Here is an 18,536-nt window from a genome sequence, read left to right on the forward strand (position 1 = left end):
CTGGTAGTCGAATCCAGAGGAGAATCATGCGCAAGTCCACCCTCACCCTCGTGGCCGGCCTGGCCGCGAGCGGTCTCGTCCTCGCCGGTTGCGGCGACGACGACAGCGGCGGCGGGACCACCGCCGGCGGCTCCGGCGACGGCGGCGGCGCCGACGTGCAGACCATCGGCGACGTCGACAGCAGCAGCTGCGAGCCCGCCGACGGCGACACCGAGATCCCCGACGCCGCGGGCACCGGCGACGACTCGACGACGCTGACCATCGGCGTCTTCACCGGCTGGGACGAGAACTACGTCGTCGCCGAGCTGGCCAAGGTCGCCCTCGAGGAGCAGGGCTACACCGTCGAGTTCGAGGAGCTGGAGGCCGGCCCGGCCTACACCGGCGTCGCCGACGGCGACATCGACATCCTCATGGACGCCTGGCTGCCCAACACGCACGCCTCCTACGTCGAGCAGTTCGGCGACGACCTGGAGGACGTCGGCTGCTGGTTCGACGAGGGCTTCCTGACCATCGCCGTCAACGCCGACTCCCCGGCGCAGTCGCTCGAGGACCTGGCCGGCGAGGCCGACGCGTACGGCAACCGGCTGGTCGGCATCGAGCCCGGCGCCGGGCTGACCGCTCAGACCCAGGACGAGGTCATCCCGACCTACGGCCTGGACGACTGGGAATTCCCGACGTCGTCCTCCCCGGCCATGCTCGCCGAGCTGGACAGCGCGATGAGCTCGGGCGACGACATCGCCGTCACGCTGTGGCACCCGCACTGGGCCTACGCGGCGTACGACATCCGCGACCTGGAGGACCCGGAGGGCGCGCTCGGCGACGCGGAGCGGCTCTACAGCCTGGGCCGCCCGGGCTTCCACGAGGAATTCCCGAACGCCGCGCAGCTGATCCGCAACCTCTACCTCTCCAACGACCAACTGCTGGAGATCGAGGACCTCATGGTCGTGCAGAACAACCGCGAGGACAACGCCGGCGCCATCACCCAGTGGCTGGACGCGAACCCGGACTTCGTCGAGAACTGGCGGGCCGGCTCGCTGACCTGACCGTCGTTCGTCGTGCTGGCGGGGCCGCGTCGCGGCCCCGCCAGTCGCGTTTGTGTCACACCTTCGGCCTCCCGTCCGTCAGGGCACTGACAGAGCCCGACGGAGGAAAGTGACCGATGACTGAGGACGACTGGCTGGCACGGCAGTTCGAGGACCACCGCACGCATCTACGCGCCGTGGCCTACCGGATGCTCGGGTCGAGAAGCGAGGCCGACGACGCCGTTCAGGAGTCGTGGCTGCGCGTGGCCCGAACCGGCACCGCCGGCGTCGACAACCTCGGCGGCTGGCTGACCACCGTCGTCGCGCGGATCTGCCTGGACATGCTGCGGTCGCGGACGGCGCGCCGCGAACACCCGCTGATGACCGAGCCGCCGGTCGACGGGACCGATCCGGAGCGCGAGGCGCTGCTCGCCGACGCCGTCGGCCCGGCGCTGCTGGTGGTGCTGGACACGCTGGCGCCGGCCGAGCGGCTGGCGTTCGTCCTGCACGATCTGTTCGCCGTCCCGTTCGACGAGATCGCACCGCTGGTCGGCCGGTCGTCCGTCGCCACCCGGCAGCTGGCCAGCCGGGCCCGGCGACGGGTGCATGGGGCACAGTCGCACCGGCTCGGCACGGACGACCTCCGGCGGCAGCGCGTCGTCGTCGACGCCTTCACGGCGGCGTCGCGGCTGGGTGACTTCGGCGCGTTGCTCGCGGTCCTGGACCCGGCGGTCGTGATGCGGGCGGACGACGTCGCCGTCGACCTCTCCCTCGCCGCCCGGGCCCGCGGCGCGACCCCGCTGAGCAGCGTGATGCACGGACCACAGGCCGTCGCGGACGTCTTCCTCCAGCGAGCGCGGCACACCCGGCGCGCGTTGATCGACGGCGCCCCCGGCCTGGTCTGGATGGCGTGCGGTCGCCTGGGCGGGGCGTGCCCGTTCACCGTCGCCGGCGACCGGGTGGTCGAGATCGAGATCGTCATGGACCCGGACCGGATCGGCGCGTTCGACATCGAACTGCTCGACGACTGACGTCGTGAGACGCTGGGTCGCATGCCGCGCGGCGAGGGCGACAGCGAGCGACCCATCGCCGACGGCGCCGAAGGACTACGCGAACTGCACGAGCGCGAGCTCCCGGCGGCCGTCGGCGACGTCGCCGAGCACGTCCGCGCCGAACTGGCGCGGGTGCGCGCCCTGGCCGAACGGGCCCGCCGTCACGTCGACGCGGGTCTGCTGACGGCCCTCGACGGCGCGCACCGGCGGCTGCCCGACGACGTCCACCGGCTCGGCACCGAGGTCTCCGCCGTGGTCGCGTCGGTCGCCCGCGAACTGGACGCGCTGCGCCGGCCGGCCACCGGCGCCGCCGCGTCGGCGCCGGCCGCGACCCGTCCGGCAGACGACACCACCGCGGCCGTGACGTCCGCCCTGTCCGGGCCGCACGCCGACGTCGCGGCCGTGGTCACGCGGCTGCTGGCCGACGTCGACTACCCGCTGGACCTCACCCGCGCGCTCCGCGACCCGCGGCTGCGCGCCCGCACGCTGGCCGTTCTCGCCGAGCTCGCCGACGGCCGCGCGCTGGGCGACCGGAGCCTCGACGAGCACCTCGCCGCGCGTCCCGGCCGCGGCCCGCTGTTCGATCCGGTGCCGGACGAGGCGCTGACCACGGCGGACGGCCGGTCACGCAAGGCGCTGTTCGTCGCCGCGGCGACGCGGCTGGACCCTGCCCGCGACGTCGGCGCCGACCCCACGCCGCAGCAGCGGAGCCGGCTCGACGACTACGTCCGGCGCCTGGTCGAGGACGTCATGCCGTACGTGCGGGCCGAGTTGGAGGCGCTGACCGCGGCCTACCCGGACGCCGCCGTGAGCGCCCGGGTCAAGACGGCGCACGGCCTCGTCGACAAGGTCGGGCGGATGTCCGCCGGCGGCGAGAACCGCTCGGCCCGCCCCGGCTACCGCGTCGGCGACATCCTCGACGCCGTGGGCGCGCGCATCACCGTCGGCGACACCGCCGAGCTGGCCGCGCTCACCGCGGCCGTCGTCGAGCGCTACGGCGTCGGCGACGGCGGACGGGTGCTGGACTGGGAGAGCCGCTACACCGATCCGAAGCCGCACAACCCGGCCTACCGCGTGGTGCCGTTCATCATCGGCGTGCGCGTCGGCGGGCTGCCCTACCCGTTCGAACTACAGTTGATCACGCAACGGGCCTCCGTCGCCGCCGACCTCGAGCACAACACCGTCTACAAGCCGCTCGTGGCCGTCACCGACCGGGAACGCGACCGGGTCCGCCGCATGCAGGCCGAGGCGGCCGCCCTCGACCACGACGAGACCAGGAGCGACGCACGGTGACCGACACGAACCATGCATGGGTGTGGATCGGGTACGTGACCACGACCGACGGCGAGGTCACCGGGGCCTTCGTCATCGACGAGCGCCGCTATCCCGACGCCGGCGCCGCCCAGGCCGCCCTCAACGCCGCCGCCGAGGAGCTGCGCCGTCGCGGCATTCCGCACGAGCTGCAGCACGTGCGGATCCGCCGCGACGCACCGGCCGAGCCGCTGCCGACCTGGGCCGAGTACCGCGCGACCCTGCCGGCGGGTGACGCGTGAGAACGTTCGACTCCTGGACGACCTGGGACGACGCCCGCGCGGCACTGACCGGACGACTGCCCGGCCCGGACCTCGACCGGCTGGCCGCCGCCTACGCGTTCGCCGCCGAACGGCACGCCGGGCAGACCCGGCCGGCCGGCGAGCCGTACACCCGGCACCTCCTGGAGGTGGCCGAGATCCTCGCGACCGCGCTCGACGTCACCGACACCGACCTGATCGCCGCCGCGCTCCTCCACGACGTCGTCGAGGACACCCCGGCCACCCTCGCCGACGTCGCCGAACGGTTCGGGCCGCGGGTCGCCGCGCTGGTCGCCGACGTCACCAAGCCGCCGCCCGCGCCGGGCGAGGACGGCGCCACCGTCCGGCTGCGCTACCTCGAGCACCTGGGCGGACTGCCGCCCGACACGCTGCGGCTCAAGCTGGCCGACCGGTACAGCAACGTGCAGCGCCTGCACACCCATCCGCGGCCGGAGAAGCAGCGCACCTACTACGCCGAGACCCGCCGCCACCTCGTCCCGCTCGCCACCGTCGACCCGCGGCTGGCCGCCCTCTTCGCCGAGTGGGAGCGCGTCTACGCGCACCTCGCCGCCGATCCCGCCTGAGGCGTCAGCCCTCGTCGAGTTCGTGTGCCACCCAGCCCGCGGACTCGGGCCGTACCGTCGCGTCACCGACCAGCGCGGCCAGCCGGGCCTCGAACTCGGCGAACTCCCGCGCGCCGAGCCGGTGCTGCCAGGCCTGACGCAGCTCGTCGAAGATCGCCTCGCCCTCGCGCATGACCTCCCAGCCGAGAGCGGTGACGGTGATCCGCTTGCGCCGCCCGTCGTCCGGGTCGGGGCCGCGCTCCACGTAACCGCGCTCGAACAGCACGGCGATGGTCTTGGCGGCGGCCTGCTTCGACACCGACAGCCGCCGGCCCAGCTCCGAGGCGTTGTCGGCGCCGGCCGCGATGGCACGCATGGCGAAGTCGTGGACCGGGCGCACACCGTGGTGGCCGCGGGCGCTCAGCTCGGCGATCGCACCGTCGACGAGTGAGCGGTACCCGCCCAGGAGCAGGAGCGCCAACTCGGCGCCGGAACGCGACATGAGCCCACCCTAGACATGGACAACCATGTTGTCTATCGTCGGATAGACAACATGGTTGTCTACCTTCAGGAGTGGACCGATGTCCGTCACCCACCACACCGCCGATGTGAACGGCACGCGGCTGCACTACGTCAGCGCCGGCGCGTCCGGCAGCCCGATCCTGCTCGTGCACGGTTTCCCCGAGACCTGGTGGGCGTTCCACCGGCTCATCCCGCGCCTGGCCGCCACGCACCGCGTCTTCGCCGCCGACCTGCGTGGCTTCGGCGACTCCAGCGCCGCCGACGACGCCTATGACAGCGCGACGGCGGCCGGCGACCTGCACGGCCTCATCGAGCATCTCGGCGTCGGACCGGTGCACGTGACCGGGCAGGACATCGCCGGCGGCGCCGTCTACCGTCTGGTCACCGGCCACCCGGATGACGTGCTGAGCCTCACCGCGATCGAGTTGGGGCTCGCCGGGTTCGGCCTCGAAGCACTCGCCGACGTCACCCGCGGCGGTTCCTGGCACATCGGAGTCCTGGCCGCGCCCGGCGCCCCCGAGCTGCTGCTGGCCGGCCGGGAGCGGGCGTTCCTCGGCGAGTGGGCCTTCCCCGGTCTGACCGCCGTGCGGGGTGCGATCACCGATGCCGACGTCGACGAGTTCACCCGCAGCTACGCGCGGCCGGACGGCTGGCGCGGAGCGGCCGGCCTCTACCGGTCGATGCTCGCCGAGGGCGAGGAGTTCCGGGCGCTGGCCCAGGCCCACCCGGTGACGGCGCCTGTACTCGCCGTCGGCGCCGGCGGCGGCTCGTTCACGGCCGACACCATGCGGCAGCTCACCCGCGACGACATCGCGACCGCCCAGCTCGACGGCGTCGGCCACTACGCCGCCCTCGAAGCACCGGCCGCGCTGGCCTCGGTCCTGCTCGACTTCCTGGCCTCCGTCGACACCGGAAAACACGTTGTCGCCCGATCGGCGGGACTGCTTGGGTGACCGGACACCCTTCGACGAACGGAGTGCCGCTTGCTCACCGGCGATCTCGTACGGCTGCGACCCATGGAACCCTCCGACGCGGCGGCACACCACCGCTGGAACCACGACCCCGACGTCATGCGGTGGTTCGCCCACAGCTACCCGGTCAGCGCCGAACGGTTCGCCGACGAGTACGCCGAGCGGCCGAAGAACTCCTACGAGCGCGTCGTCCTCGGCATCGAGACCGTGGTCGACGGCCGCCTCATCGGTCTGGTGGCGCTCAGCGGCGCCGAGCCCGAGACCGGCGGCGCCGAGCTCGACATCTACATCGGCGAGACGGACTGCTGGGGCCACGGCTACGGCACCGAGGCCACCCGCCTCATCTGCCGCTACGGCTTCGCGGCCATGCGGCTGCACCGCATCCAGCTGTGGGTGGCCGACGCCAACGCCTCGGCCATCCGCGTCTACCGGAAGCTCGGCTTCGTCGAGGAGGGCCGGGCCCGCGACACCCTGCGCCACGACGGCCGCTGGCACGACATGGTGCTCATGAGCCTCCTGGAGGGCGAGCTCCAGGACGAGGACGGGATGTCGTAGGCGACGACGACATCGCGGCCGGCGGTCGAGCTGGTGAGCCGCGACGATGGTGTCGTCGCCGAGCTTCCAGGCGAACGCGTCGCGGACGGCAGAGGGCAGACGGCGCGCTTCGAGCGACGCGGGCGACTAGCACAGCGCCGTCGGCATTGGCTGCGAACGTGGAGCGGTGGAGATGTTCTCGTAGTCGGCCGCGAACCCATGGCCCCAGTGGCTCCACACCTGGCACCCCCTTGACGAGTGACTCTCGCGGTCGTGGGCGATGACGGAGCGTCCGTTCAGCGCGCTGGTCTTTCAGGTGTGGAAACGGCGTGGCTGGTCTTGGCAGAGCCGGCCATGTCCTTGGCAAGGCCCACCGTCGCCCGGCTGTCCGACTCGTCCGGGTTTGCGGGGCCGTGAGCCTTGCCAAGGCGACCGGTCCGAATGAGGCCGGCACACGTGAGGCGTGGCTATGAGGCGTTCTGGTGTTGTATGCGATCGTTGATGATCATCGTTGTCCACAAGCACACTGCCGGCTCCACCACCGACAATCGGGCTCTCCGGTCAGAACATCTAGCCGCCGACCGAGCCCGGCCGCCGCTGTGCCGCGGCGACCGGGTGGCGGGTCAGCCGGCCGGCGGGATGTTGACGTTGCGACGGAACAGGTTACCGGGGTCGTACTGCCGCTTCAGCTGCGTGAGCCGCTCCCAGGTGGCGCCCGGGTAGGCCTCCCGCGCCCGTTGCGCGCCGTCGTCGGCGAGGAAGTTCACGTAGGCGCCGGAGCCACCGTTCTCGGCGACCGCGGCGGTGTCGAGGACCCACTGCTCGCGCTCGGCCTTGGTGTCGGGGCCGTCGAGGAACGAGGCGATGTTGACCATGAACGCCCGGCCGCGGTGAGCGTAGGCCGTGGCGTCGTCGGCGACGCGGGAGATGGCGCCGCCGAGCGGTCGGAACTGCGCCACCCGCATGGGCGCCGGCGCCGTGCGCAGCCGCTCGACGATCTGCGCGACCCGCTCGAGGTCGAGCTCGTCGGCGAACAGCGTGCGGGCGGTGGCGGTGGGGTGGTATTCGTCGTCGCCCTCGGCGTCCATGAACATCTCGGCGTACGTGATGGGGCGGACGAGGTCGGCGATCGGCTCGGCCAAGGCGCGGATGGGCGCCAGCACCTTCTCGCCCTCGTCGGCCGGGCCCGCGTAACAGACCAGCCCGAGCACCACCAGCGAGCCGTGCTGGTCGGCCGGGATGAACGGCATCGGCGGTGCCGGCATGACGTTGACGATGACCGACAGCTCCTCGGGCGCCGCCGCGGCCTCGCGGATGAACCCGTGGACGACCTCGGGCGTGGCCGGGAACAGGATCAGGCCGCCGACGACGCCCGGCACCTCGTGCAGCTGGTACTTGAACCGGGTGACGACGCCGAAGTTGCCGCCGCCGCCCCGGATGGCCCAGAACAGGTCGGGGTGGTTGCCGTCGTCGACCTGCAGGATCTGGCCGTCGGCGGTGACGACCTCGGCGGCCAGCACGTTGTCGATGGTCATGCCGTGCTTGCGGGACAGGTAGCCGACTCCGCCGCCGGTGGTGATGCCGCCGATGCCGACCGTGCCGGTGTCGCCGAAGCCGATGGCCAGCCCGTGCTCGGCGACCGCCTTGGTGACGTCGCCCGCGGTGAGGCCGGCCTGCGCCCACACCGTGCGCTCGTCGACGTCGACCGCGATGGCGCGCAGGTGGGTGAGGTCGAGGACGATGCCACCGTCGGCGACGCTATGGCCGACGGGGCTGTGCCCGCCGCAGCGGACCGAGAGCTCGAGGCCGGTCTCGCGGGCCAGCGCGATGACGTCGGCGACCTCGGCAGGGCTGGACGGGCGGACGATGACGGCCGGCCTGGGGTCGTGGCCGCCGTAGAAGAGGGCGCGAGCGCCGTCGTAGCCGGAGTCGCCGGGTGCGACGACCTGACCGGTGAAGCGGGTGCGCAGAGCGGAGACGTCGAGCGTGGTCATGAGGTCGGGTTCTCCTTCGAGGTCTTCCACGCCGGATGGGTGTACCCGCCCGGCGTGGAAGACCCATTCAACCCGCAGGGACTGACAGAGTGCGCACGATTTTCCGCCAGGTCCTGTCAGCGTTCTGTCAGTCCCTCCGCATAGTCAGCCGGCCGGCACGGCGAGGCCGTCGATGAGCCGGTCGAAGACCCGGACGCGGTCGAACCGCATCGCGTAGTCCCGCGCCCGCAGCGCCGCCGCCTGCCGGTCCTCGGGCGTCAGCTCCAGCACCGCGCGGTCGATCGCCGCCGCGAGCGCGGCCGGGTCGCCGGCCGCGATCTCGATGGCGGTGTCGCCGACCGACTCCGGGATGCCGCCGGTCGTCGTCGTGATCACGGGTCCGCCGCCGGACAGCATCGCCTCGACCAGCGCGATGCCGAACGTCTCGACGAACTCCGGCCGCGGCTTGCTGGGCAGCGCGAACGCGGCGCTCCCGGTCATCAGCAGCGGCTTCTCCTCGTCGCTCACGTCGGTGAGGAAGACGATGCGGTCGTCGCCGCCGGCCAGGTCGCGCATCTGCGCCAGTTCGGGCCCGGTGCCGGCGACGACCAGCCGCACCTTCTCGCGCCCGGCCGACGCCCGGTAGGCCGCGACGAGGTCGTCGACCCCCTTCGCCAGCGTGACCCGCGAGAGGAACAGCACGTACCCGTCGCGACGCAGGCCGCGGCGGGCCAGCGCCGCGTCGACGGCAGCGGGGTCGAGGTCGACGTACGCGCCGGTGTCGATCGGCGGGTAACTGACGCTGACGCGGGCGGCGCACTCTTCGGCGAAGCGGGTCCCGCAGGCGGCGTCGACCTGCATCGCCGACTCGACGATGAGGTCGCGCGTGTACTCCGACACCGCCACGCACGCGTCGTTGGCCAGGAACGTCGTCAGCAGGAAGGCCGCCGCGCCGGCCCGGCCCTCGGCGATGCTGGTGCGGACGATGTTGGTGATGTCCGAACCGACCGCCTTGGCGATGGTCGTGACGTCGAACCCGGCGCCGATGGCCCGCGCGCCGTGCAGCGCCTCGACGACGACGTTGGTGTGCGGAGTCAGGTACATCGAGATGCACACCGTCGGGACGCCGTCGGTGAACAGCTCGTAGAGCCGGCTGGTCAGGCCGAGGGTGAACCGGCCGTCCGGGACGCGGTAGTCGCCGACCGGCTCCGGCCGCTCGACGGTGATGCCGGCGCTGTACGGGAGGATCGAGTCCAGCGGCTTGAGCGGCAGGCCCGCCGCTTGCAGCGCAGGAATCGGCCAGGTCACGATGCGGACGTCGTCGAACCCTCGGGTGAGCGCCACTTCGGCGAGGTTGCGGGCCTCGCCAGAATGGCCGCAGATCACCGGATCGGCGCGGACGACGATCACCAGGCGGCGGGTGGGTCGGCTCATGGCAACACCTCCGAGTCTTCTAACCGTGTGGACGGTCCGAGACCGACGGCGGACGCTCCTTCGTCGCCCAGGCCGAGGGTTCCGGGCCCAGTTCGATCTGCAGGCGGCCACCGCCGTGCAGCTCGTTTCCCGTGATGAAGCCGCTGTCGAGCGGCTTGCCGTTGAAAGTTGCCGTTTGGACGAACTGCGGTGCCGGCGGAGTTCCCGACTCGCTGCTGATCGGCGTCTCGCGATGCCCGATCGTCTCGATCAGGAACTCGTTGCCGCCGATCTCCAGGCTCGCTGTGGCGAACGCCGGCGCGTTCACCAGGTACAGGTTCTGCCCGGCGACGGGGAACAGGCCCAGCGACGCCCACACGTACCACGAGCTCAGCGCGCCGGAGTCGTCGTTGCCGGGCAGCCCGCCGGGCGTCGGCGCGAACTGGTACGTCAGCGCCGCCTGGACGATCTGCGCCGTCCGGTCGGGGCGCCCCGCGTAGTGGTACGCCCACGGGGCCTCCATGTCCGGCTCGTTGTTGAGGCCCTCGAACCGGTGCAGCGCCGCGCCCTCGCGGTACTCGTCCCCGAACGGCGGCGTGCCGAGCTGCCGCACCGGCGGCCGTCCGTAGCCGAAGAAGGCGTCGAGCATGTCGACGAACCGGTCGTCGCCGCCGGCCAGCCCGATGCGGGCGGCCATGTCGTGCAGCAACCGGAACGAGTAGTTCCACCGGCCGCCCTCGTAGTACGTCGACTTCTTCAGCAGCCCGGTCTCCGCCTCGAACGCGTTGACCCAGTGCCGTGCCCGCTGCTCGAGCTCGTCGGCGAGGCGGCGGTCGCCCATGCCGCGCGCGATGACGGCGGTGCAGTGGTAGCCGTAGGCGAGGTCGAGCGTGTGCGTGATCGGGTGGACGACGTCCTTCTCGAGGAAGTCCTCGCCGTACACCCGGCGCAGGTCGTCCTGCATGTGCACCAGAGCCCAGTCCCAGTCGATGCCGTCGAGGCCGAGCAGGTAGCCATCTGCCAGCGCCGTGTGCGCCAGCGCGCTGCCCTGCCGGAAGAACCGGTCCGCGCCCTTGGCCATGCGGTAGCCGATGGGGAAGTTGCCCTCCTCCTCACAGACCCGGATCAGCGACTCCAGCAGCGCCGCGCCGCGCTTCGGCGCCAGCGCCGTGATCAGCGGGATCTGCGTCTTGTAGATGTCCCACATCGTGCAGATGTCGAACACGAACGGCCCCGGCGTCGGCCAGAACGGGCTCTCGTCGTCGGCGAAGCACGGCTTGATCAGCGAGTGGTAGAGGCTCGTCGCGAACACCGTCCGCCGCGCCTCGGTGCCGCCGTCGACCTTCACCTGGTCGAAGTACGACGACCACTTCTTGCGGGTGCGCGAGCGGCACTTGTCGAACCGGGTGCGGCCCAGCCCCAGCTCGTCCTCCAGGTTGGCCCTCGCCTGCTCCGTCCCGCGCAGCGAGAAGCCCATCTTCAGCTCCACCGTCTGCCCGGCGACGGCCGGCCCCATGAGGATCAGCCCGAACGGCCGCAGCGTCGTGCGCCGGATGTAGTCGAAGTCCAGCCGCGTCCCGCCGTCGACCAGCCGGCGGTCGTACCACAGCAGCTGCCGCCAGTCCGGGGTGTCGGCCTCGATGAACACCGACAGCGGCACGCCCTCCATGCCGAGCGTGCCCTCCGCCTGCCCGCGGCCCAGGCTCTGCAGGTGGGCCCGCAACGGCACCGTCCGGCCGTGCTCGATGGCCAGCCCGCCGTACGAGAAGTCGACGACGACGCGGGCGCTGCGGCTCTCGGGGAAGGTGTAGCGGTGCACGGCCGTCTTCGCCCCGACCGTCACCTCGCACCTGATGCCGGTGTCGAGCGTCGCCGCGTAGTACCCCGGCTCCGCGACCTCGTCGTGCAGCTGCCAGAGCGTGCCGAGCGCGTCGAGCGGCTCGATCATCGGGGTGACGCGGAAGTAGTTGTAGTACTTGCGGATGGCGCCGGTGCCGGACTGCTGGAAGTGCGTGAACCCGGACGCCTGGTTCCGGTCGTACAACTGTGTCGGCTGGCCCTCGGTGCTGATGCGGTAGACCCCGTAGCCGGTCGGGTACGCGCCGGAGTAGGCGCACGCCGACACCATGCCCAGCGGGTAGCTCGCGCCCGGGTGGGTGTTTCCGACCTGCGCCTTCGGCCACCACCACGTCGCGGCCAGTCCCTGGGCGGGCGGCAGGTCGGTGGCCATGGTGCCGATGAAGGGATCAACGCTGTCCAGTATGTTCTGCATTCTGCCTGTCCCGAGGTGACCGATCCGTAGCGTCGATATGAACTCCCCGTGTCCTGCCCGTCAAGGTGTAACGGCGAGGTATGGCCGTTCGGGGTGACGCGCGTTCGGCCGCCGGAGGCCGGACTGGGTAGCCTGTCCGCGGGGCCTCTAGCTCAACTGGCAGAGCAGCGGACTTTTAATCCGCGGGTTCAGGGTTCGATCCCCTGGGGGCCCACCGCTGAGCTGCGCCGATGTGGGCTGGCGCCACCGATTCGGTCACTCTGGTCACTCTGGCGGACACGAGTTCATGCCACGCGATGGTCCGCCGGTCCTCCGTTCGACAGCTGGGATCGGCTTTTTGCGCAATTCTCGAACACCTGAGCAGCGGATCCTCGAGCCGCGACCGGCAGAGCTCGGCATCATGCGTGATCTCGACGTCGGCCTGCTCGATGGGCTGACGCTGCAGGTCAGTCCCGAGACGATGTCGCCATGCACACGACCCATGACGTGAACTGATCTTCCACGCACCGGCGTGTGCGACGATCGACCGCTTGCCTCCGGTTCCGGTCTATTGCTGTCCAAGTGGCCTGGATCGAGCACGGGAGAATGGCCTCGTGGAGTACACGAGCCGCGTGCCGGCACCGCCGCTGGACGGGCTCATCGATGACATCTACTGCCTGAGCGGGGTGCCGCGCCACCCTCGACTCAACGTCCCACCGATGCCGTCCGCGCACTTGTTCATCACCATGGGTGGGCCTGTGCGTCTCTACGACGCGGACCCGGACGTGCCACCGATGGTGCTCGAGGACGGTTGGTTCATGGGGATGCGGACCCGACGCTTCGTGATCGAGTTCCCGTCCCCGGCGCGGTTGGTCGGGGTGCACTTCAAGCCGTGGGGCCTGTCACCCTTCGTCGACCTGCCGTCCACTGAGTTGCGGGATCGGTGTGTCCCGGTCGATGGGGTGTGGGGCCGGTCCGTGGACCGGCTCCGCGGCCGTATCGCTGCCGTCAAGACCGTCGGCGGGGCCTTGCAGGTGCTCGAGGACGAACTGCGCTCTCGGCTCGTCGCCGCACCCTCGCGTGGACTCCAACTGGTCACTCAGACGGCTGGGTGCGTGGAGGCCGCCTGGGGCAACGTCTCGATCGGGACGCTGACCAAGGACGCTGGGGTCAGCGGCAATCATCTGGCCGCTCAGTTCAAGTTCCACACCGGGCTCACCCCGAAACGGCTGGCGCGGATCTATCGCTTCGCGCGGCTGATCCTCTCGGCCGATGCGCGCGGTCCGGTCGACTGGTCGGAGTCGGCCAGTTCTGTCGGCTTCTTCGACCAGGCCCACTTCAGCAAGGAGTTCAAGGAGTTCACCGGCGTCACACCGTCGGCGTACCTGGCGCTTCGGCGCCGGCACCCCGCCGACGAGGACTTCCCTCCGGACAACGGGCCGATGCCGGCCGAGTGATTTTCTACAAGACCAGACATCACGTTCCTTGGCAGCATCGGCGTCGAGTGTTGCAGCCGAAGGAGATCCTGTGGGAAACGTGATCATGCACAACGTGGTGTCTGTCGACGGGTTCATCGCTGATCTGAACGACGACGTCGGGCCACTGCATGAGTGGTACTTCAGCGGAGACACCCCGATCACGCCGCCCAGCAACCGGAGGCCCGACGGGCCCGAGAAGTTCGACCACTCCGGTGCCGGAGTCGACTTCAAGGTGTCCAGCGCCTCGGCGGAGTACGTCGGACCCATGTGGGAAGGCATCGGCGCCAGCGTCATGGGCCGGCGCCTGTTCGACCTCGTGAACGGCTGGGAGGGCCAGCCGCCCGCGGGCGACCACGTGGTCGTCGTGTCTCATCGGCCCAAGCCGGACGGATGGCATCCCGAGGCGTCCTACCACTTCGTCGACGACGTGACGACGGCCGTCGCCACGGCGAAGGAGCTGGCAGGCGACCGGACCGTCATCGTGAATGCCGGGGTGGTCGGAGGCCAGGTCCTCGCCGCCGGACTCGTCGACGAGGTGGCGATGGACGTGGTGCCCGTGGTCTTCGGGTCGGGTAGGCGCTACTTCGGAGACATCGACCGCCAACACCTGCTCGACGAACCTCACGTGGTCATCCAGGGTGACCGCGTGCTGCATCTTCGGTTCACGATACGTCCCTGAGCCTGGCCACCTCACGCCCAGCCCTGCACGGCAGGTCGCACCTGCTGATCGCACTGGGCACGGCTCCGAACGTGACGGTTGCCCCGTCCCTTGTCGGGATCTCTCGCGGTCGCGACGGAACTGCCAGCAGCCACGGTATGCATCGAGGCATCAACTCCTGGCGGCCAGCGTTGCTGGAGGTACCTCCAGAGGGCCTCGACGAGACCACTGTTGCTGCTCAGGGCCGCAGCAGACGGTGTCATGGGTCCCTTTGATTCGCGGGTTCAGGTTTCCATCCCCTGGGCCCGCCGATCTGACCAGGCCAAACGGCTGCTACAGGAGCGAATGTTCGGTTGCCCAGTCGACGAAGCCGCCCGGCTCGAAAGGATACCGCGCGCCTGAAGCGAGCATGGCGTCCACAAATCCGCTCGCGGCTGGCCTGGTGATTCGGTCGCTCTTGACGGCTGCGGCGACTACCCAGAGCAGGCCGTGGGCGTCGAGGCCTCCACGTTGTGCCGCCGCACGCGCATTCCGATCATCGATGATCGGAATGGCTCCGTGTACCTCCGCCCACGCCAGCACGGTTGCTTCCCCCCGATTGCGCGCTCCGGCTGATACCCGCTGGAGCCAGGATCCCAGAGCGACGAGTTCTGCCAGGCCATCGACGTGGACGACGTCCAGCCAGCCGGGCAGCGCGACGCCCTCGGCCTCCAACTCCTCGACGACAGCTGCGGTTGTCACGTTCTTCCAGCCCGACGCGATGTCGCCCAGGACATCAAGTCGATCAATGCGGCCAGCATGGAGGATCGGCGACGTGTCCCAGACAAGGTCGGTCATGGCAATGCGTCGTCCCGGCGGTCAGGCAGATCGGACTCGTCGAGCGCACCATGCAAGAGTTCGATGGCCCGGGCCGGCGTCACCGTGCCATCGTGGTACGCGGCCATCACGGCGCGACGCCATGCTGGGCCCGTCTCTCCTGCGCGCAAGTCTTCTGCAGGCTCAGCACCGCAGATAGCCAAGAAGTCGCCTCGCTGCGGGGTCTCAGAACGCAGCTTGCCAGCCTGCTGAGGCGCGATGAGGCCAGCATGCTGTGCCAGCTTCACGGCGACGCTCCAGGACACACGGAATTCGGCGGCGAGCTGAATCAATCGCTCGCGCTCTGAACCCTCTAGATGCGTCCAGCGGCTGACAGCGACGGCCTCTGGCAGCAGGAAGGCGGCTGCGAACGCGTCGATGAGGCGCTCACGTTCATCGCGGCTGGCCGCGACACCGATGTCTGATTGATACTCGTCGCCAAGCAAATGATGGCCGAGTTCGTGGGCGGCGGTGAATCGGCGCCGACCCGCCGGAGCGCCAGCGCCGACGATCGCAACGCCGAAACGGTCGTCCAGACGCAGTGACGCACCCTCGCCAGGTAGTGCTGCCACAAGGATGTAGAGCCCAAAGGACTCGGCTATCGACGCCATGCCCGGCAAGGGTCCATCGTCATGGGCGATGGCAACCCGTGCTGATGCTGCCAAGACTTGGGCATCGGCGATGCTCGCCACCGGTTCTGGTGACAGCCGGATGCCGTCGTGGAGAAGGCCGCAAGCCCGCAGAAAATCGGCGTCACGTGCATGAGCCTCGAGGACAGCGTCCAAGCGGAACCGGTCGCGCGCCGCAGGTTGAGCGGCTTCATCGAGATCCATCCGTTGCGACACGATGGCAGGAGTCGGCGCGGAGACGAAGTGAGTCGGCGGCACCCCGAGGTGATCCGACAGCCGGAAGAGCTCCAAGGCAGAGACCTGACGCTGTCCGCTCTCGATGCGCACGAGAGCAGAGCGGTCAACGCCCAGCAGGCCCGCGAGCTGGACCTGGCTGAGCCCAGCCGCGATCCGTGCTTCGCGAACCCGAAGGCCCACCTGTTCCCAGCTCTCCACACCACCCGCCATAGTGCGAATATCGCACACCTTCGAGTACGTGGCAACGAATCCGGCCCGCGTAAGCGGCGACCTTTGGACTCTAGACTGCGGTCGAGATCACGGGGAAGGAGCATCGATGGGTTCCGGCGATCCGTAGACACTGTCCTCGTTGCTGGCCTACGAGCTCCGTGGACGCAGACGTACCCGACCCGTTGCTCCGCCTGCCCGACGAACAGATCGCGACCCAGGGCCCAGCCCGGTCTCAGCGGCGATGACCTGCTCAAGGCTGTCTTCACGCAGGCCTATGACCATGTGAACCTTCATGCCATTGCCTGGCCGGCGGCCGACAGAGACGGCAACCTCGTGCCACCGCCAGACGCGCACGTGCTGCACGACCTCGCACACGTCCACGACCTTGCTGATGAAGAAGACCTCATGGCCAATCCGCGCCTCGCCACAGTCGCGGTCGTGCCGGATCTGCCCGCGTGCGACTTGTGCAGACGCGGTCGCGTGGCATGGTTCGTGGCACGAACTGTCGGTTTCGATCCCCTGGGGGCCCACCCCATCTGACCAGGCCAAACGCCACCATGCAGTCACGTGTCGACGGTGCGTGGCACGAACGCACTCCGGAGCATCGTGCGCGCCACCGGCCACCCAACCGGCATGAGTGAGCGTAAGGGCATGCCACTTCGCGGAGAGCGGGGCAGCATCGAGCCGTTGCCGAGCGGCGCCATCCCGCACCAATGCGAAGCTCAGTCATCTCAAAGAGGCGAAGCTGGGATTCAACCCCAGGGCTACGTACCAGGTGACGTGGACAAGCACGTGCTGCCCTTCATCGGTGAGGAACCAGTCGGCACGATCGACGAAGAGATGCTCGACTCGCTCGACGCCGAGTTGGCGCGGTGTCGTGAGCACTGCGGCGGCAATGACGGAACCGATCAAACGAACCACGTCAGAGCACGACTGCGATCGTCGCTGTCGCCCACACACATGCCGTCCCCTGGCGGACTCCACCGTCCGGCAGATTCACTGGATCCTGAGCGGAGCCTTTCGGCGCGCTGTCCGATGTGCCATCACGTTGATGCACTTGGACCTCGACAACCGCGTGCTGCACATTGGCGGGAGCATGGGCAGCACGGTCGCAAGCGGTGGGAGACGTCAACCAAGACGCATGCCGATCGTCGAGTTGTGCTCGACGTTGAGACTGTGGAGTTGCGCAGGGAACATGTCGGGCGGTCGAAGATGCGTCTTGCGGCTCTGGGCCTGGAACTCAACCCCGACCTGCACCTCTCCTCGCTCTCGCCGGATGGTGCGACTGAACGTGTACCTGATTGCGTAACGCAGCGCTTCGGGCGGCTCGTAGCCAAGGTGGGCATCGACACGACGCTGCACGGTGGCCGGTCGCCTCGGGCACGGCAGCGGCGGCACGACGGTGTGCCGGGTCGTCTGAACTCATCGAAGTTCAGACGACCCGGCAACACCGCCACGCGCACCTCTAGCGGGCGTGGAGCCCTCAGAAACGGGTAGCAGCACCTGACCTGGCGGAGATCAGGCGGGGAACCCCTTGGTATCGCGACACCCGCGCACCTGCCCGGTTGCCGGCTTCCATTCGCAGACCTCGATGATCAATATGCGGCCTTCCGCGAAGTCGAAGTCGTAATATTCCTGGTCGACTGGACCGTCGTTGGGTCCGCTGTCGCGATAGATGTACGGACGCCAGTTCCCGTTCGCGTCGCACCAGCTGACCTTGGCGACGATGCGCCACCCGTTCGAGCGGTAGTCCTGGACCCTGAGGATCTCGCCCTTGGACCTGAAGGTGACATATCCGTTGGGATGACTGATGTTCCACACGGCGTCGCCGACCGAGCCGCTTCTGAAGCAGTTGGCATCGGTATCAGGCCTATCCGCAGCCTGTGCCTGTCCACTCGCGCCGACCAGCCCCATAGCCCCCAGCATCAGGCACATCACACCTCGAGCGATGCGGCCCGCGGCCCTTGGTCGGCGATCTCCGGCGAGCATGCGCATGCGCCGTGTCCCTTCTCGTCGATGGCGGCCCACCGTCTGGGGCACGTCCCCGCACACGCTAGAAGCGTGGACTTTCGTCGCACTTTCCTCGCACTTGACCGCGAGCGGGATCTGCGTTGTGCTCGCCGCCCGTCGACTCGACGGCCTTCCACGACTGGATGATCAAGTCTCCGGTCGCGTCGTCGAGCCAGATCGACGAGGGTCCGTCGCTGGGGGTGTCCGGCCAGGGGCCGGGGAACTGTTGCGCCATGACGCCGCCCGGTCGTCGTCGTTTGCAGGAGCTTGCGTCGAGCCTGACCGGCCGCCGGCTGGTTCGGCTGCGTACGACACCAGGCGTTGTCCCACTACACCAGGCATGCCTGCCTCGTGATGCATGACAACGCCTCATGATGGCCCGACCTGATGTCCACGTCCTGCCAGGGCGGTTGCGGCCGGCCTGACGGCGCGAGCCCGTCAACCCCTGGTTAGGGGCAGGTGCGTCCCGACAATCACCCCGTGTGGACGAGGCGTGACCGGGGTTCGTCGCCGCACAATCGCTTGGAGAAGCTGGCGTCGCGAGACTGCCATCGAGTGCACGCCTCGCGCGCCGATCATCCCCGGCA

General features: G+C 69.8%; 17 protein-coding genes and 1 tRNA gene. 10 read left to right on the top strand and 8 right to left on the bottom strand.

Annotated features, from left to right (window positions below; translation table 11 throughout):
* Positions 1-26: 26 nt before the first annotated feature.
* The 5 genes from DZA62_RS31640 (at position 27) to DZA62_RS31660 (ending at position 4,229) form a co-directional block, all read left to right on the top strand.
* On the top strand, positions 27-1,043 hold the full coding sequence (locus DZA62_RS31640; RefSeq protein WP_116952962.1) for a glycine betaine ABC transporter substrate-binding protein: 1,017 nt from the start codon (positions 27-29) through the stop codon (positions 1,041-1,043).
* A 116-nt stretch (positions 1,044-1,159) separates the two neighbouring features.
* Positions 1,160-2,053 (top strand): sigma-70 family RNA polymerase sigma factor, encoded by an 894-nt coding sequence (locus DZA62_RS31645; protein ID WP_116952963.1) that lies wholly within the window; start codon positions 1,160-1,162, stop codon positions 2,051-2,053.
* Between the two features lie 21 nt (positions 2,054-2,074).
* Entirely contained in the window at positions 2,075-3,367 is a 1,293-nt protein-coding gene (locus tag DZA62_RS31650; RefSeq protein WP_116952964.1) for a hypothetical protein, read from the top strand.
* The gene (locus tag DZA62_RS31655) at positions 3,364-3,627 is read left to right on the top strand and encodes a hypothetical protein (RefSeq protein WP_116952965.1); all 264 of its coding nucleotides are present in this window, start codon (positions 3,364-3,366) and stop codon (positions 3,625-3,627) included. Before DZA62_RS31650 ends, DZA62_RS31655 begins: the two co-directional genes overlap by 4 nt.
* Positions 3,624-4,229 (top strand): HD domain-containing protein, encoded by a 606-nt coding sequence (locus DZA62_RS31660; RefSeq protein WP_116952966.1) that lies wholly within the window; start codon positions 3,624-3,626, stop codon positions 4,227-4,229. Before DZA62_RS31655 ends, DZA62_RS31660 begins: the two co-directional genes overlap by 4 nt.
* Positions 4,230-4,233: 4 nt before the next feature.
* Here DZA62_RS31660 and DZA62_RS31665 read toward each other — a convergent pair whose 3' ends face one another.
* Complete coding sequence (locus tag DZA62_RS31665) at positions 4,234-4,710, bottom strand: MarR family winged helix-turn-helix transcriptional regulator (RefSeq protein WP_116952967.1); 477 nt, start codon at positions 4,708-4,710, stop codon at positions 4,234-4,236.
* A 79-nt stretch (positions 4,711-4,789) separates the two neighbouring features.
* On the opposite strand from DZA62_RS31665, the gene DZA62_RS31670 reads away from it, so the two are divergent.
* Positions 4,790-5,683: an alpha/beta fold hydrolase gene (locus DZA62_RS31670; protein ID WP_116952968.1), complete on the top strand. Its 894-nt coding sequence runs from the start codon at positions 4,790-4,792 to the stop codon at positions 5,681-5,683.
* A gap of 63 nt (positions 5,684-5,746) precedes the next feature.
* Complete coding sequence (locus DZA62_RS31675) at positions 5,747-6,256, top strand: GNAT family N-acetyltransferase (protein ID WP_232827657.1); 510 nt, start codon at positions 5,747-5,749, stop codon at positions 6,254-6,256.
* A 602-nt stretch (positions 6,257-6,858) separates the two neighbouring features.
* Here DZA62_RS31675 and DZA62_RS31680 read toward each other — a convergent pair.
* The 3 genes from DZA62_RS31680 to DZA62_RS31690 all read right to left on the bottom strand — a co-directional run bounded on the left by DZA62_RS31680 (position 6,859) and on the right by DZA62_RS31690 (position 11,893).
* Positions 6,859-8,229: an FAD-binding oxidoreductase gene (locus tag DZA62_RS31680; RefSeq protein ID WP_116952970.1), complete on the bottom strand. Its 1,371-nt coding sequence runs from the start codon at positions 8,227-8,229 to the stop codon at positions 6,859-6,861.
* A 144-nt stretch (positions 8,230-8,373) separates the two neighbouring features.
* Positions 8,374-9,642 carry a glycosyltransferase gene (locus DZA62_RS31685; RefSeq protein WP_116952971.1) on the bottom strand — a complete coding sequence of 423 codons (1,269 nt, stop codon included), beginning with the start codon at positions 9,640-9,642 and terminating at the stop codon, positions 8,374-8,376.
* A gap of 19 nt (positions 9,643-9,661) precedes the next feature.
* Complete coding sequence (locus tag DZA62_RS31690; RefSeq protein ID WP_116952972.1) at positions 9,662-11,893, bottom strand: glycoside hydrolase domain-containing protein; 2,232 nt, start codon at positions 11,891-11,893, stop codon at positions 9,662-9,664.
* A gap of 141 nt (positions 11,894-12,034) precedes the next feature.
* Here DZA62_RS31690 and DZA62_RS31695 point away from each other — a divergent pair.
* The 3 genes from DZA62_RS31695 to DZA62_RS31705 all read left to right on the top strand — a co-directional run bounded on the left by DZA62_RS31695 (position 12,035) and on the right by DZA62_RS31705 (position 14,029).
* Positions 12,035-12,107: transfer RNA gene (locus DZA62_RS31695), tRNA-Lys, on the top strand.
* A 379-nt stretch (positions 12,108-12,486) separates the two neighbouring features.
* Positions 12,487-13,329: a helix-turn-helix domain-containing protein gene (locus DZA62_RS31700; protein WP_116952973.1), complete on the top strand. Its 843-nt coding sequence runs from the start codon at positions 12,487-12,489 to the stop codon at positions 13,327-13,329.
* 70 nt (positions 13,330-13,399) lie between these two features.
* On the top strand, positions 13,400-14,029 hold the full coding sequence (locus DZA62_RS31705; RefSeq protein ID WP_116952974.1) for a dihydrofolate reductase family protein: 630 nt from the start codon (positions 13,400-13,402) through the stop codon (positions 14,027-14,029).
* Positions 14,030-14,341: 312 nt separating this feature from the next.
* On the opposite strand, the gene DZA62_RS31710 is transcribed toward DZA62_RS31705, so the two are convergent.
* The 4 genes from DZA62_RS31710 to DZA62_RS31725 form a co-directional block, all read right to left on the bottom strand.
* Complete coding sequence (locus tag DZA62_RS31710) at positions 14,342-14,845, bottom strand: hypothetical protein (protein ID WP_116952975.1); 504 nt, start codon at positions 14,843-14,845, stop codon at positions 14,342-14,344.
* The gene (locus DZA62_RS31715) at positions 14,842-15,927 is read right to left on the bottom strand and encodes a helix-turn-helix domain-containing protein (RefSeq protein ID WP_198664411.1); all 1,086 of its coding nucleotides are present in this window, start codon (positions 15,925-15,927) and stop codon (positions 14,842-14,844) included. Before DZA62_RS31715 ends, DZA62_RS31710 begins: the two co-directional genes overlap by 4 nt.
* Before the next feature lie 738 nt (positions 15,928-16,665).
* Positions 16,666-16,851, bottom strand: coding sequence for a hypothetical protein (locus DZA62_RS31720; protein WP_157988028.1), 186 nt, complete (start codon positions 16,849-16,851; stop codon positions 16,666-16,668).
* A 606-nt stretch (positions 16,852-17,457) separates the two neighbouring features.
* The gene (locus DZA62_RS31725) at positions 17,458-17,934 is read right to left on the bottom strand and encodes a hypothetical protein (RefSeq protein ID WP_157988029.1); all 477 of its coding nucleotides are present in this window, start codon (positions 17,932-17,934) and stop codon (positions 17,458-17,460) included.
* Positions 17,935-18,536 lie beyond the last annotated feature (602 nt).

Origin of the sequence: Jiangella endophytica, assembly GCF_003427025.1 — a bacterium.
In the GTDB taxonomy this organism is placed as follows: Bacteria; Actinomycetota; Actinomycetes; order Jiangellales; family Jiangellaceae; genus Jiangella; species Jiangella endophytica.

What these genes read in the sequence shown, in the direction of transcription:
- DZA62_RS31670 (WP_116952968.1), top strand. Translation starts at nt 4,790, where the DNA reads ATGTCCGTCACCCACCACACCGCCGATGTGAACGGCACGCGGCTGCAC.
- DZA62_RS31710 (WP_116952975.1), bottom strand. Translation starts at nt 14,845, where the DNA reads ATGACCGACCTTGTCTGGGACACGTCGCCGATCCTCCATGCTGGCCGC.
- DZA62_RS31690 (WP_116952972.1), bottom strand. Translation starts at nt 11,893, where the DNA reads ATGCAGAACATACTGGACAGCGTTGATCCCTTCATCGGCACCATGGCC.
- DZA62_RS31685 (WP_116952971.1), bottom strand. Translation starts at nt 9,642, where the DNA reads ATGAGCCGACCCACCCGCCGCCTGGTGATCGTCGTCCGCGCCGATCCG.
- DZA62_RS31680 (WP_116952970.1), bottom strand. Translation starts at nt 8,229, where the DNA reads ATGACCACGCTCGACGTCTCCGCTCTGCGCACCCGCTTCACCGGTCAG.
- DZA62_RS31665 (WP_116952967.1), bottom strand. Translation starts at nt 4,710, where the DNA reads ATGTCGCGTTCCGGCGCCGAGTTGGCGCTCCTGCTCCTGGGCGGGTAC.
- DZA62_RS31675 (WP_232827657.1), top strand. Translation starts at nt 5,747, where the DNA reads ATGGAACCCTCCGACGCGGCGGCACACCACCGCTGGAACCACGACCCC.
- DZA62_RS31650 (WP_116952964.1), top strand. Translation starts at nt 2,075, where the DNA reads ATGCCGCGCGGCGAGGGCGACAGCGAGCGACCCATCGCCGACGGCGCC.
- DZA62_RS31725 (WP_157988029.1), bottom strand. Translation starts at nt 17,934, where the DNA reads ATGCGCATGCTCGCCGGAGATCGCCGACCAAGGGCCGCGGGCCGCATC.
- DZA62_RS31645 (WP_116952963.1), top strand. Translation starts at nt 1,160, where the DNA reads ATGACTGAGGACGACTGGCTGGCACGGCAGTTCGAGGACCACCGCACG.
- DZA62_RS31640 (WP_116952962.1), top strand. Translation starts at nt 27, where the DNA reads ATGCGCAAGTCCACCCTCACCCTCGTGGCCGGCCTGGCCGCGAGCGGT.